A 13,600-nucleotide genomic window follows, 5' to 3' on the forward strand; every position below is an offset into this window, starting at 1 on the left:
TGGCTACTCCGTCGCGATCGCGTTCAGCACGTTCATCCGCCCCGCCCGGAACGCCGGGACCAGCGCCGCGAAGAGCCCCACGAACGCCGAGCCGAGGAACACCCCCGTGATCGTGGGCCACGGGATGTCCAGGACCTTCAGGCCCTCCAGTGCGAGGAGCTGCTGGGCGGTCGCGCCCCAGCCCATGCCCAGGCCCAGGCCCAGCAGCGCGCCGAACAGGGCGATCACCACGGACTCCAGGCGGATCATGCGCCGCAGCTGGCGCCGGGAGAGGCCGATCGCGCGCATCAGGCCGATCTCCCGCGTCCGCTCCACCACCGACAGGGCCAGGGTGTTCACCACACCCAGGATCGCGACGATGATCGCGAGTGCCAGCAGGCCGTAGATCATGTTCAGGAGCTGGCCGATCTGGTCCTTCAGGGCTTCCTTGTAGTCCGTCTGGTCCCGGACCTTGTACTGCGGGTAGTCGTCCAGCGCGGCCTTCAGCGACGTGTACGCGGCCGCCTCCTGGCCCTCCTTCGCCGAGGCGAAGACCAGCGTGTCGAGCGGCATCCTGTCGGCGGGGACGTACTTCGCCATCGTGTCGATGGCCGTGTACATGGCGCCCTGGTCGATGACCACGTCGCTGCTGGTGATCGCACGGACCGTGAGACGGGCCGTCGAGCCGCCCTGGAAGGCGACGGAGATCTTGGAGCCGAGGCTGATGCCGTGGTCCTTGGCGAACTCCTCGTGGACGGACATGGAGTCGGGCCTGTAGGCGTCCTTGAGGTTCCCCGCGACCGTCTCGGTGGCCAGGTCCGTGGCGTAGCTCGGGTCGGCCGCCGTGATCGCCGTCTTCTTGAGCGTCTCGCCGTCAGGAGTGGTGAAGTCGGCCTCGGTCCACTTGTACTCGGTGACGCCCTTCAGGCCCTCCGCCGACTTCACCGCCTGCACCGCCTGCGGCGTGATCAGCTGACCGGTGTCCGACTGGATGATGAAGTCCGTACCGACCGTCTTGTCGAGCTGGTCCGTCGCCGAGGCCACCATCGAGGACCCCACCACGGACAGGCACGCGACCAGCGCGAGGCCGATCATCAGCGCGGCACCCGTGGCGCCCGTACGGCGCGGGTTGCGCAGCGCGTTGCGCTCGGCCATCCGCCCGACCGGGCCGAAGATCCGCAGCACCGCGGCGCCCAGTACCCGCACCACACCGCCGGCGAGCAGCGGACCGATGACGACGAAGCCGATCAGCGACAGCACCACACCGCCGCCCAGCCACATCGAGCCCTCTTTCGCCTTGTCGGCCTGGGCCGCCAGGTACAGGGCGAAGCCACCGGCTCCCGTCAGGACCAGGCCCAGCACCGCCCGTACGACACCGGCCCTGGCGTCCACCGGTGCCCCGGAGTCGCGCAGCGCGGCCATCGGCGAGACCTTGCCCGCCCGGCGGGCCGGCAGGTACGCGGCGAGCACGGTGACGACGACACCGAGCACGAGGCCGACGACCGGGGTGGTCCAGGCGACGGTGAGGTCGTCGGTGGACAGGTTCATGCCGGTGGCGCCCATCAGCTTCATCAGCCCGATCGCGAGGCCCACGCCCGCGCCCACGCCGAGCACCGAGCCGAAGACACCGAGCAGCAGCGCCTCGGCGAGCACGGAACGGTTGACCTGCTTGCGCGAGGAGCCGATGGCCCGCATCAAGCCGATCTCACGGGTCCGCTGGGCGACCAGCATCGAGAAGGTGTTGATGATCAGGAAGATGCCGACGAGGAAGGCGATCCCGGCGAAGCCGAGCATGGCGTACTTCATCACGCCCATGAACTCGCCGACGTCCTTGGCGTTGGCGTCCGCGACCTCCTTGGCCGTCTGGACCTGATAGCCCTTGTCCAGCGCCGAGGCGACGTTCTTCTTGACCTGCGCGTCGCTGAAACCGGACGCGGCGGTCACGTTGACGTTGGTGTAGACGCCGGTCTCGCCGACCAGGGCCTCCTGGGCGGTCTTCGTGTCGAAGTAGAAGATCGCGGCGCCCGGGTTGGTGACCTGGAAGTCGGCGATGCCCGAGATCTTCGACCGGTGCGTGCCGACCGCCGTGATGACGCCTATCTCGTCGCCGAGCTTCAGGTGGTGCTTGTCGGCGGTGTCGGCGTCGACCATGATCTGGTCCGGTCCGCGCGGGGCGTTGCCGGAGGAGATCTTCATGGTGCGGGCGTCGTTGGCGTTCCAGTTGCCGACGATGGTCGGGGCGCCGCTCGTGGGCGAGAGGCTGTCCTTGTCCGCGTCGACGACGGTCACCGACGTCGAGAAGACCGTGCCCTCGGCCGACTTCACGCCGTCCGTCCCGCGCACCGTGCCCAGGACGGACTCGGGCATGACCGGCGGCCTGCCGTTGTCGGCCCGGGTCTCACCGGTGTCCGAGGCGCCCTTGGCGCTGACGGTGACGTCGGAGGCCGTGGCCGCGAAGAGCTTGTCGAACGTGGTGCCCATCGTGTCGGTGAAGACCAGGGTCCCCGTCACGAAGGCCACCGACAGCAGGACGGCTATGGCGGACAGCGCCATACGTCCCTTGTGCGCGAAGAAGTTGCGCAGGGAGGTCTTCATGACGGTCATGACGTGCGCCCCCGGGCGTCGAAGTCCTTCATACGGTCGAGGACCTGGTCGGCCGTCGGCTTGTGCATCTCGTCGACGATCCGCCCGTCGGCCAGGTACAGCACCCGGTCCGCGTACGACGCCGCCACCGGGTCGTGCGTGACCATCACGATGGTCTGGCCGAGCTCGTCGACGGACCGCCGCAGGAAGCCCAGCACTTCCGCTCCCGCGCGGGAGTCCAGGTTGCCGGTCGGCTCGTCACCGAAGATGATCTCGGGCCGGGCAGCCAGCGCCCGCGCCACGGCGACGCGCTGCTGCTGGCCGCCGGAGAGCTGGGTGGGCCGGTGCCTGAGCCGGTCGGAGAGCCCGACGGTGTCGACGACCCGCCCGAGCCACGCCTTGTCGGGCTTGCGGCCCGCTATGTCCATGGGCAGCGTGATGTTCTCGATCGCGTTCAGCGTCGGCAGCAGGTTGAACGCCTGGAAGATGAAGCCGATCCGGTCCCGGCGCAGCTGCGTGAGCTTCTTGTCCTTGAGCCCGGTGATCTCGGTGTCGTCCAGGTAGATCTGACCGGACGTCACGGTGTCGAGCCCGGCGAGGCAGTGCATCAACGTCGACTTGCCGGACCCCGAGGGGCCCATGATCGCGGTGAACTGGCCGCGGGCGATGTCCACGTCGACGTGGTCGAGGGCGACGACACGGGTCTCACCGGACCCGTACGCCTTCACGACCTGCCGCGCCCGCGCGGCAACGGCCGTACGCCCTCCAGTACCCCCGTGCCTGGTGATGGTCACAGCCGATGTCACGGTATGTCTCCTATGTCGGTCAGCGGTGAGAGACGAAAGGTTCCGCTTCGGTGCCCGCTGATGGCTTCTCGGTGCTCGGCGTCCGGTACGTGCTGCCGGCGCTCGGTACGCGCTACTCGTGCTCGCGCTGGTGCTCGCTCGTGCTTGTGGTCGCGCTCGTGCTTGTGGTCGTGCTCGTGCGGTACGGCTATGAGTCTGGCGCCCGAAGACGGTCCGGCGCGCTGGTGCCGAGACCCGTCTTCTGCTGGGGAAAACCCCACCCCCGAACCTGCGGTCCGTACGACCCCCGTACGCCCCGACCGCTCCCCAGCGACGTAAAACCAGGTTAAGGACGCCTCTCCCCCGTCTCCTCCTCCGGCGGTACGACCCGTCCCCCCGCCGCAGTACGGAGCTACCCCTAAGGGATCTCCACCGCCGGATGGAGCGGATCTCAGGGTCCGGTCCGCCGACCGGTCCACCCAGCGTCCACCCTCCCGCTGCGTAAGGCTCAAGTGGAATGCTGGCACCAGCAGATAGATGCAGAGGGAAAGGATTCCGGTGGGCGACCCCCTGGGCGAGACGAGACCCGCGACCCGCGACATCCCGCAGCGCACCGGAACCGACAGACGAGGGGCCGTCGTCGCCGCGCTCATGCTGGCCATGGGGCTGGCCGCGCTGGACTCCACGATCGTGTCGACCGCCGTTCCCCAGATCGTCGGCGACCTCGGCGGATTCTCCGTCTTCTCCTGGCTGTTCTCGGGCTATCTGCTGGCCGTGACGGTCACGCTCCCCGTCTACGGCAAGCTCTCCGACACCTTCGGCCGCAAGCCGGTGCTCATCGCGGGCGCCGCGGTCTTCCTCCTCGGCTCCCTGCTCTGCGCCCTCGCCTGGAACATGGCGGCGCTCATCGCCTTCCGTATCGTGCAGGGCCTGGGCGGCGGCGCGCTCCAGGGCACGGTGCAGACGCTCGCCGCCGACCTGTACCCGCTGGAGGAGCGCCCGCGCATCCAGGCCAGACTCTCCACGGTCTGGGCGACTTCGGCGGTGGCGGGCCCGGCCCTGGGCGGGGTCCTCGCGGCCTACGCCGACTGGCGCTGGATCTTCCTCATCAACCTGCCGCTCGGAGCGGTGACGCTCTGGCTGCTGGCCCGCCACCTCCACGAGCCCAAGCGCCCCACGGACGGCCCCCGACCGCGTATCGACTGGACGGGGGCGCTGACGGTGTTCGCCTGCGGAGGCGCCCTGCTGACGGCAATCGTCCAGGGCGGGGTGGCCTGGCCCTGGCTGTCCTGGCCCTCGCTCACCCTGCTGGGCACGGGACTCGCCCTGGCCGTGGCACTGGTGGCCATCGAACGCCGGGCGGCGGAACCGATCGTTCCGGGCTGGGTGTGGCGACGCCGTACGATCGCGGCGGTGAATCTCGCCCTGGGTGCGCTGGGGTTCGTGATGGTCGCCCCGACGGTCTTCCTCCCCACGTACGCGCAGTCCGTACTGGGTCTCGCGCCCATGGCCGCCGGCTTCGTGCTCTCCGTCTGGACGCTGAGCTGGCCGGTGTCGGCGGCGCTGAGCCAGCACGTGTACCGCAGGATCGGCTTCCGGAACACGGCGATGCTGGGCATCGGCGCGGCCGCGCTGCTCCTGTCCGCGTTCCCTCTCCTGCCCTACCCCGGCGAGGCCTGGCAGCCGGCCCTGCTGATGCTGCTGCTGGGCGCCGCCCTGGGCCTCTTCCAACTCCCGCTGATCGTGGGCGTCCAGTCCACGGTCGGCTGGGCGGAACGCGGCACGACCACGGCCTCGGTCCTCTTCTGCCGCCAGACCGGCCAGACGGTGGGCGCGGCCCTCTTCGGCGCGGTGGCGAACGGGGTGCTGGCCGCACGGCTGGGCGGCGCGGGTGACCTCGACTCGGTGACCCGAGCCCTCGACTCGGGCGCCGCCTCGGACCACGTACGGCGAGCGGTGGCGGACGCGGTCCACGCGGTCTACCTGGGCGCGGCGTGCGCGGCGGCACTCGCGTTCCTCGTACTCCTGCTGGTGGCGCCCAGGCGGTTTCCGGTGCTGAAAAACCCCGGGGACTGAGGGGGCGGGGGCGCCTACAATCGCGCCCGACCACCAAGGGGGAACACGCACACGTGAACATACGGACGCTCGGCCCTGCCCTTTGCGCCTTGACCGCCGCTGCCGCGCTGTCGGCCTGCACCGTCTCGATCGGAGGCCCGGGAACGCCGACGGTGCCGACCGTCACCTCGCAGCCGCCGGAGCGGGTCCTCGGCCCTGACGGGATCGGCCCTCTGAAGGTGGGGATGACGCTCGAAAAAGCCGAGCGGACAGGTGAGTTCGAGCGCCGGAAGGAGAATCCGGACGCCTGTATGTCGTACACCGGCGAGAACGGCATCGTCGTCGGCTGGTCCGGAAGGCTCGGCATCTCCTCGCTGACGGCGGACAACGTGCGTACGCCCGAAGGGATAGGTCCGGGTTCGACGTACGCCGAGGTCACAGCCGCCTACCCGGAGCTCGCCGAGCCCGGCGACATGCCGTACGACGACCAGCTCCGGATGATGAGCGTGATCTGGACGTCGGTCCCGGACCGGCCCAAGGCCATGTACGCGATCAGGTTCGACACGAGCCGGTGGACCAGCCGCGGCGATCTCACCCGCGCCGAACTCGACCGCACCGAGGTCCAGCTCGTCGTGCTCAAGCTGAAGGCCAACCAGAAGTGCTGAGCCAGTGCCCCGGCAGGCAACGTGAGGGTGGATGAACCGTGGCGGTCAGGGGTTCCCTGCCGCCCCGCCGGCCGAGAGCTTCCCGTCCGCCCCGCGGACCGCCCTCACCCTCCGGTCGAACTCGCGGTTCAGCAACGGCATCAGCACGCTGCCGAACCGCGCCAGCGCCCGTGTGCCCGTGTCCGGGCAGATCGCGAAGCGGCGCCGCTCGATGCCCGCCACGATCGACGCCGCGACCTTCTCCGCCGTGAGCGGTTTGATCGTCCCGCCGACGACCCGCGTCTCCTCCGGCTTCCACTGGTTCTCCTCGGCGAGCTGCGGGGTGTCCACGTCCGGCGGGAACACGACCCCGACGTGCACCCCGCGCGGGGTGAGCTCGGCCCGCACGGACTCCATCAGCCCGCGTACGGCGAACTTGGCGGGCCCGTACGCGCTGTAGCCGAAGATCCCGATCAGTCCGGCGGCGGACGACACCGCGACGACACTCCCCCGCCCGCGCTCCACCATGCCGGGGGCGACGGCCCGCAGCGCGTACAGCGTCCCGAAGTAGTCGACCTCCATCATCTGCCGGAAGACCTCGTCCGGCAGGTCCAGGAAGTGCCCGGGGCGGGCGAGTCCGGCGGAGGAGACCAGGACGTCACAGGGCTGCCCCTGCTCCGCCTCCAACTCGGCGATGGCACGGGTGAGGGCCGCCTGGTCGGCCACGTCGGCCGCCCTCACGGCGGCCGGCAGGTCCTTCCCCGCCGCCTCCAGACGCTCCCGCCCCCGCGCGATCAGCGACACCTTCGCCCCGCGCCCCGCGAGCAGCCGGGCCGTGGCCAGGCCGATACCGCTCGACCCTCCGGTCACGATCACATGCGCGGAACGGAAGTCCACGGGGCGCACCCTGGCTGTCATGCGCATGAGGTTAACCGCGAGGCGACTGCTTTCGCATCGCACCGGGGGCACGCAGCGCCACGCAGGCGTGTCGCGAGCGTCGACGTTCACGGTGCCGGCCTGAGCGGATCCTCGGCATCGAACTCGAACGTCTCCATCGCGGCATCGGCCGGAAACTCCGAGTGGTCCCGCCAGATGTGCGCGACAGAGACCAGAAGATTCCATGAGGCAATCGCATGCACCTCGACCGCCCCCGTGCCGTCGGAAGGAGAGGCCCGGTAATAACGAACAGCCGCGACCTGTTTGTCCGCCATCACACGGAGGGCGGTGACCATGCGGCGAGCCCCTTCTTCCTGAAGTGAATCCGCGTCAGAGATCCTGGCGTACACGAACGTGACCAGCCGCGCGATCTGGTCCTCAGTGATCCGCTCCACTCCAGCCTCCCGAATACTCATTTTCACGCGGGAACGACAACCGATGTCCCGCCATCAACCCGGCCATGTATGCACGAGGCGCGACTGCGGCCCCATGACGCATGAGGCCGACCGGTACGCCCGATCGACCTCATGCGAATCACCGACGATTCATTCACCCGACGAGGTCAGGCGAATCTCTCGACGTACTAGCACGGCTTGTACGTCCTGATGTTGTTGTAGTTGTGATGGTCCACCCAGCCGATGTCACCGAACCTGTTCACGAGAATCCGGTACCGGTTCTTGCCGTCATTCATGTCGTAGATCAACGCCGAATCGTTGGCGCCCGGCGCCGAAGGGCCCCACTTTCGCTTGTGCGCGCCCGAGGTGGGGTTCTGGCCGCCCGTGCGCACCTCGAACCTGTCAGGGCCGTTGCCGGCCTGGTTCGGCCTTGGCTGCGCCTGCCCCGCCAGGATTTCCTGAATCCGCTGCAGGACGATGTTCGGAGGTGCGTTGTCACCCCCGGCGTTGTGCACCAGTACCGGGGTGTCACCCGCCAGCACGTAGTACGTGTGCAGGTCGGCGACGGTGAGGTTGTAGGTGCGGACATGGTCGTCGTACGCGCGGTTCCCGGTGACGACGACGGTGTCGCCCTCGTCGGTGCGCAGGGTCATGCCCGGCGCGAGGGCGCCCGCGGCGATCCAGTTCCTCTCGGACGGGGACCAGAACGGGTGCTCGTGGGTCGCCGTGAGCTTCTCGACACCGTCCTCGGTGGCGATGGACAGCTCGTTGAAGTGCTTGTCGGCGTCCGTGACGATGAGGCGGGTGACCTTGCGGGCGCCGGTCTCACCGGTCTTCGGATCGGTGGCGAGGACCTCGTCGCCCAGTTCGAGGTCCTCGATGTCCTTGGTCGAGCCGTCGGCCATCTGGACGTCGGTGCCCGCGAGGAAACACTTGCACCTGGGCTTCGACTCCGGCTTCGAATCCGGCGCCTCGGCGTCCTTCGCCGTCTTCTTGCCGCTGTTCTTCAGGAACCTCTTGGCGATCGACTTGAAGATTCCGCCGACCCCGGTGAGCCAGCCCGCCGCCTCGGCCGCGTCGTCGCCCGCGTCGTACGCCTGGGAGTCCTCGTCGACGCCCTTGCCCTCGACGAAGTCGTCGTACATGTCGGTGGCACCGCTGCAGTCCTCGAACCAGCAGCCCGGGGCGAGCTCGGACATGGCCTCGACGCCTGCGATCAGGTTGTGCCCGGCGCCCGCCAGGAAGTCCTTGACGGACCCCTCGGCTCTCGGATCGGCCGGCTCCTTGTTGTCGCACAGGCCGTAGTTCCGCTGGACCAGAGGACAGTCGCTGCCGCCACCGCCGGAGGAGGAGGCGTAGTTGGCGCTGCCCATCGTGGACATGCCGCCGGAGCCGTTGGAGCCGGAGGACCTGCTGCTGACGTAGTTGAGGTACGCGATGATCAGCTTGACGGCGGCGATGATCAGCGCGATCAGCGCGAAGAAGAACTTGCCGTCGGGGTCCGAGAAGGTGACCGGGTTGTTGTTGCTGTAGGCGTACCCGTTGACCTGCTGCGGGTCCTTGAGGTCCGCGACCGGGTCGACGCTGAGGAACCGGCCCGTGGTCGGGTCGTACTCGCGCGCCCCCAGGTGGGTGAGACCGGTCGGGTCCTCGACGCCGCCCACGAAACCGCGTTCGCCGACCCACGCGGTGGCGGCCGTGCCCCGGTCCTCGCCGAACGGCTTCATCTGACGCCGCGTGACCCTCTGGGTGGCCGCGTCGACCTGGACGTTCGCCGTGCCGTTGTGGTCACCGGCGATCCAGGACAGCCCCGCGGTGGTGCGCACCGCGACGGTCTCGCCGCCGTGGACGTAGTAGCGGGTCGCCGACACCTTGCCGCTCGCCTTGTCGAGCCGCAGCTCGGTCTCGCCCAGGTAGAGGGTGGTGCCGGTGGCGTCGCGGCGGATGAGCCGGTTGCCGCCCGCGTCGTTGAGGTACTCCGTGGTGGTGCTGTCCGCCTCGGTGACCTTCTCCAGGCTGCCCTCGGCGTTGAAGTCGAGGTCCTGGGTCCTGCCGCCGACGGTCCGCAGGTCGGTGTTGCCGGACTTGTCGTAGGTGTAGCCGGTGGTGGCGGTGACCTTGCCGTCCTTCGTGGTCTCGGTGGAGGCCAGGGCGTGCGGACGGGGCTGGTCGGCCGTCTTGTAGACGTACGAGGTGCTCTCGCCGGACAGGTGGTCGGTGGCCGTCTTGCGGTTGCCGGCGCTGTCGTACGTGAACGACTGCCAGTACTTGCCGGGTCCGCCCACGTTGCTCGTGCCGGGCGCGGTGGCGCAGTCGGCCGTGGTCGTCCAGGCGGTCTTCAGCCGGCGGTGGCCGTCATAGGTGAAGCACTGCCGGTCGGTGGGGCTGGTGGCCTTGTCCTCGATCTCGACCGGGTTGCCGGCGGGGTCGTAGCGGTAGTACACGTCCGCGTCGGTGCCGGTGTGGGTCTCGGACACCACGCTCTGGCGGGCCAGCCGCTTGGTGCCGGTCTCGTACGACCTGTTGATCTCCGTCCAGTCGGCCGTCGAGGAGACGCCCAGGGTGGTGCGGATCTGCTCACCGGCCGGCAGGTAGTCCGTGTTCTGGACGATGCCGGTGAGGCCCTTGAGGGTGTCCGGCATGCGCTGCTCGGTGTAGCCGTACTCCAGGACCTCCTGGCCGAGACCGCCCATCGCCGGGATGGTCCGCTTCTGCGGGGTGCCGTCGAGGTTGTAGGCGTTGGTGATGGTCCAGGTGTCGTTGGTGCCGGACAGGGCCCCCTCGGTCTTGCTGATCGTGTACTGCTCGTTCAGGACCCGGTACATCTTGTCGTACTTGGCGTTGGTGACCGCGTACATGCTGCCCGCCTTGCCGCCGACGTAGCGGATGGCGGAGGTGAGCTGTCCCTTCGCGATCGAGTCGTACGTCCAGCGCGCGAGGTACTTGGCGTCCTCGGGCGCGGGCTCGCCGTTCACGACCGGCACCCTGCCGTCGAGCTTGCCGGTGGTCCGGCCGAGCAGGTCGTAGGTGAAGCCGACGGTCTTCTGCCGGGCGTCGGTGGTCGCGACGACCTGGTCGAGGTCGTTGTACTCGGAGGAGCCGGCGCCCGCGTCGGGGTCGGAGGTGCTGGTCCGCCGGCCCAGGAAGTCGAAGCCGTACGACCAGGTGTTGCCGTCGTCGTCCTTGACGGAGGTGAGCCGGTCGGCGTGGTCGTAGCCGTAGGTGAGGCGGCTGAAGGAACCGGTCGCCTTGTTTCCGTCGTACTCCAGTTTCTCGGCCAGCCGGCCGCGGGCGTCCACCTTCTCGCGGACGGCCGGAGCGCCGGCCGGCGGTTCCACGGTGGTGGTGTCGCCGTTGTAGGTGTGGGTGGTGCGGGAGAACTCCTTCTCGTGGGTGAGGACCTTCTCGATCACCGGCCGACCGGCGCCGTCGTACACCGTCTCCGTGCCGGCGGGGGCCGCCGTCAGCAGGTCGGCGAGCTTGCCGGAGGGGGCGGTGGTGTCGATGTAGTCGGCCGACGTCGACACGGTCAGACCGCGCGTGTCGTACTTGGTCTCGGTGATGACGCGGCCCGTGCCGGACGCGGCGGGCGCCTGGGTCTGGCGCAGCCTGAGCAGCGCGTCGTAGATGGCGTACTCGGTGCGGTACGAGGTGCCGTCGTTGTTCAGCGACTTGGTGGCGACCCAGGACGCGTCGGTGTTCTGGACCTTGTACTCGAACTTGTGCGTGGGCGACTGTCCGGCGCCGCGGTCGCGGTCGGCGAGCCACACGTCGGTGAGCCGGCCGAAGCTGTCGTACGCCAGTTCCGTGCGGTTGCCGTTCGGGTCGGTCGTGGTGGTGCGCACACCCCAGTCGGGGGCGAACTCCGTGGTGGTGGTGTGGTCGCGCGCGTTGGTCTCGGTCAGCTTGGCCAGTGGGCCGCCCGCGGCCGGGGTGTACTCGGCGTGGTTGGTCCGGGTGCCCTTGGTGTCCCAGCTGTCGGTGAGCCGGCCCAGGGCGTCGTGCTTGGCGGTGGTGACGGTCTGGAGGACGGCGGTGCCGTCGGCACGGTAACCGGTGACGCGCTCCTCACGGGTCGCGTCGCCCTTCGTCGGCGCCTTCCCGTACGCCTGGCCGTCGTACGACCTCCGCACGTCCGCGATCACGTCGGTCGTCTTCGGGTCGCCGGTCCGCTTCGGTGTGGCGTCGCACCCGGTGGAGACCTGCTCCGTCCGCTTGGGCAGCGACCGGATCCAGGCCGACTCGTTGACGGCGTACTCCGTGATGACGCAGTCCTTCTCACCCGCCGCGTCCGTCTCCTCCTTCAGGGGGAGACCGCTCGTCGGGTCGTACGTCGTCGACTTGGTCGACGTCAGCGCGGTGCCGCCGGTCACCGGGGTGCGGGTGACCGAGGAGGCCGTGCGCACCATGTACGCGTTGACGGTGCCGTAGGAGTGCTTGTCCGTGGCGGTCGTCCGGGACCAGGGCGTGTTGATGGTGCCGCTGGTCTCGGCGCCGTCCACGCCGTTGTACGTGATCTGCTCACGCAGCTGGCCCGCGAACTGCTCGGAGTCGGTCTTCTCTACGCCCTTGGAGTCGGTGACCGTCTCCTTGCGGGTGGTGTCGCCGGACTGCTTGTCGCCGTCCATGCCCCGGTAGTAGAGGGACACGGTCCTGGAGCGGGTGCCGGAGGGCTCGCCGGTGGTCGTGGTGACCTTCTGGTAGCCGCGCCAGATGTTCCAGGTGCGGTACTTGGCCTTGGTGATGGGCGACTCGTCGTCGTACGCCCACGCGCCGCCGCCGCTGTAGCTGTAGTCCGTCTGCTTCAGCGGAGCACCGCCGTACGGGTCGGACTCGGTGACCTGCGTGACGACGTACTTGTGGAAGAAGTCCGTGCGCGGCTTCGGGTCCGTGCCCGGGGTCGGGTTGGACGGCGGGATCCACTTCACCGGGTAGCAGCGGCGGGTGTTCGCGTCCAGCTCGGAGGGGACGTCCGATCCCGCGACGCAGTCCTCCTTGGAGTAGTTCACCGTCAGCTTGGAGCCCGTCTCCGAGACCACCGTGCGGACGCGCCACTTGATGAACGGCGCCACGTCGTCGCCGGTCCTGTCCACGCGGTTGTGCAGCTGGACGCCGCTGAACTTCACCGAGGGCAGGGAGGCGTCGGTGCCCACCTTGCCGGTGCGCTGGATCGACTCCAGCCACAGGCCCGCGTCCGAGCCGTCACCCGGGTCGGGGAACGACTGGTCCAGATGCCAGGAGTTGACGCTGCGGTAGTCGCTGTCCGCGCCGGTGCCGGAGCCGTCGTACACCTGCGTCGTGACGTCCGTCAGACGCTTGCGGCTGAAGAAGGACGGGCTGGGCTGGTCCGTGCAGGGCTTGTCGGCCTTGCAGATCTGGTCGAACGGAACGTCCGGCCAGGCGTTGCGGTTGGAGGAGCCGAGGGAACCGCACGTCTCGCCGCCCGACACCGGCAGGCAGCGCTCGGCGACCGTGAACTTCACGCGCGCGGCGGCCGGCTGGGTCGTCGAGAAGATCGTGTCCGTGCGCTGGCCGTAGTCGATGCGCTTGAGCCAGCCGCTGCGGACGTACTCGGTGCCGTTGCCGGTGGTGCCGTTCTTCGCGTAGTGGTTGGTCTCCTTGTCGTACCAGTACGTCATGACGTTGCCGTGCGGGTCCACGACGTAGTCGAGGTTCCACCGCCAGGCCTGCGTCTTGGCGCGGCCGGAGAAGGAGTCGCCGGAGGAGTAGCCGGGCTCACCGGAGTCGTCGCCGAACACCGGGACCGTCCACACCGAGTTGGTCTCGGCCTTGCCCGAGCTCCAGCCAGGCAGGCGGTTCCTGCCGAAGACGTACTGGGTGCCGTCGGTCGAGGTGACCGTCCAGAACTCGCCCTTGTCGCCCTTGTCTCCGGTGTCACCGTCGTCGCCGTTGGCCGCGCCGGTGTCGAGGACCACGCGCTCGCCGTCGTCGCTCTTCGGGCGCCACTTGCCGTCCGAGCCCTTCACCAGCGGCGTCGACTTGCCGTTGAGGACGAGGGAGGCGTTGTCCTCCTTCCAGCACTGGTCGTACTTCTTGTCCTGGCCGTCGTCCTCACAGCTGCCGTACGCCCGCTCGACGTACGACACCGGCAGGTCGAAGCCCTCACCGATCCACGACGGCTGCGCACTCGTGGAGGAGGTACGGCCGTCGACGCTCTGCGCGGAGTAGCCGATGGACAGGTTCGGGGCCGGGCCCGCCGGGG

The 13,600-nt window shown here is 69.2% G+C and carries 7 protein-coding genes; 2 read left to right on the plus strand and 5 right to left on the minus strand.

The features are described 5' to 3' along the window. Positions 1-3: 3 nt before the first annotated feature. Both FNH04_RS28150 and FNH04_RS28155 read right to left on the minus strand, forming a co-directional pair. Positions 4-2,583 carry an ABC transporter permease gene (locus FNH04_RS28150; RefSeq protein ID WP_152788597.1) on the minus strand — a complete coding sequence of 860 codons (2,580 nt, stop codon included), beginning with the start codon at positions 2,581-2,583 and terminating at the stop codon, positions 4-6. After that, complete coding sequence (locus FNH04_RS28155; RefSeq protein WP_322724059.1) at positions 2,580-3,368, minus strand: ABC transporter ATP-binding protein; 789 nt, start codon at positions 3,366-3,368, stop codon at positions 2,580-2,582. Before FNH04_RS28155 ends, FNH04_RS28150 begins: the two co-directional genes overlap by 4 nt. A 516-nt stretch (positions 3,369-3,884) precedes the next feature. Between FNH04_RS28155 and FNH04_RS28160 the strand changes: the two genes are divergently transcribed. Both FNH04_RS28160 and FNH04_RS28165 read left to right on the plus strand, forming a co-directional pair. Next, the gene (locus tag FNH04_RS28160; RefSeq protein ID WP_152788598.1) at positions 3,885-5,423 is read left to right on the plus strand and encodes an MFS transporter; all 1,539 of its coding nucleotides are present in this window, start codon (positions 3,885-3,887) and stop codon (positions 5,421-5,423) included. An 89-nt stretch (positions 5,424-5,512) separates the two neighbouring features. Continuing rightward, positions 5,513-6,067 (plus strand): hypothetical protein, encoded by a 555-nt coding sequence (locus FNH04_RS28165; RefSeq protein WP_152788599.1) that lies wholly within the window; start codon positions 5,513-5,515, stop codon positions 6,065-6,067. A gap of 45 nt (positions 6,068-6,112) precedes the next feature. On the opposite strand, the gene FNH04_RS28170 is transcribed toward FNH04_RS28165, so the two are convergent. The 3 genes from FNH04_RS28170 to FNH04_RS28180 form a co-directional block, all read right to left on the minus strand. Continuing rightward, positions 6,113-6,964: an SDR family oxidoreductase gene (locus FNH04_RS28170; protein ID WP_152788600.1), complete on the minus strand. Its 852-nt coding sequence runs from the start codon at positions 6,962-6,964 to the stop codon at positions 6,113-6,115. An 86-nt stretch (positions 6,965-7,050) separates the two neighbouring features. Then, positions 7,051-7,377, minus strand: a complete 327-nt coding sequence (locus FNH04_RS28175; RefSeq protein WP_152788601.1) for a hypothetical protein — start codon at positions 7,375-7,377, stop codon at positions 7,051-7,053. Positions 7,378-7,565: 188 nt separating this feature from the next. Beyond that, positions 7,566-13,600, minus strand: a 6,035-nt coding sequence (locus tag FNH04_RS28180; protein ID WP_152788602.1) for a polymorphic toxin-type HINT domain-containing protein, incomplete at its 5' end; no start/stop codon positions are given.

The organism is Streptomyces phyllanthi, from assembly GCF_009377205.1.
GTDB lineage: Bacteria > Actinomycetota > Actinomycetes > Streptomycetales > Streptomycetaceae > Streptomyces > Streptomyces phyllanthi.

Coding starts and splice junctions, on each gene's coding strand:
- FNH04_RS28150 (WP_152788597.1), bottom strand. CDS start 2,583: ATGACCGTCATGAAGACCTCCCTGCGCAACTTCTTCGCGCACAAGGGA.
- FNH04_RS28160 (WP_152788598.1), top strand. CDS start 3,885: ATGCAGAGGGAAAGGATTCCGGTGGGCGACCCCCTGGGCGAGACGAGA.
- FNH04_RS28170 (WP_152788600.1), bottom strand. CDS start 6,964: ATGACAGCCAGGGTGCGCCCCGTGGACTTCCGTTCCGCGCATGTGATC.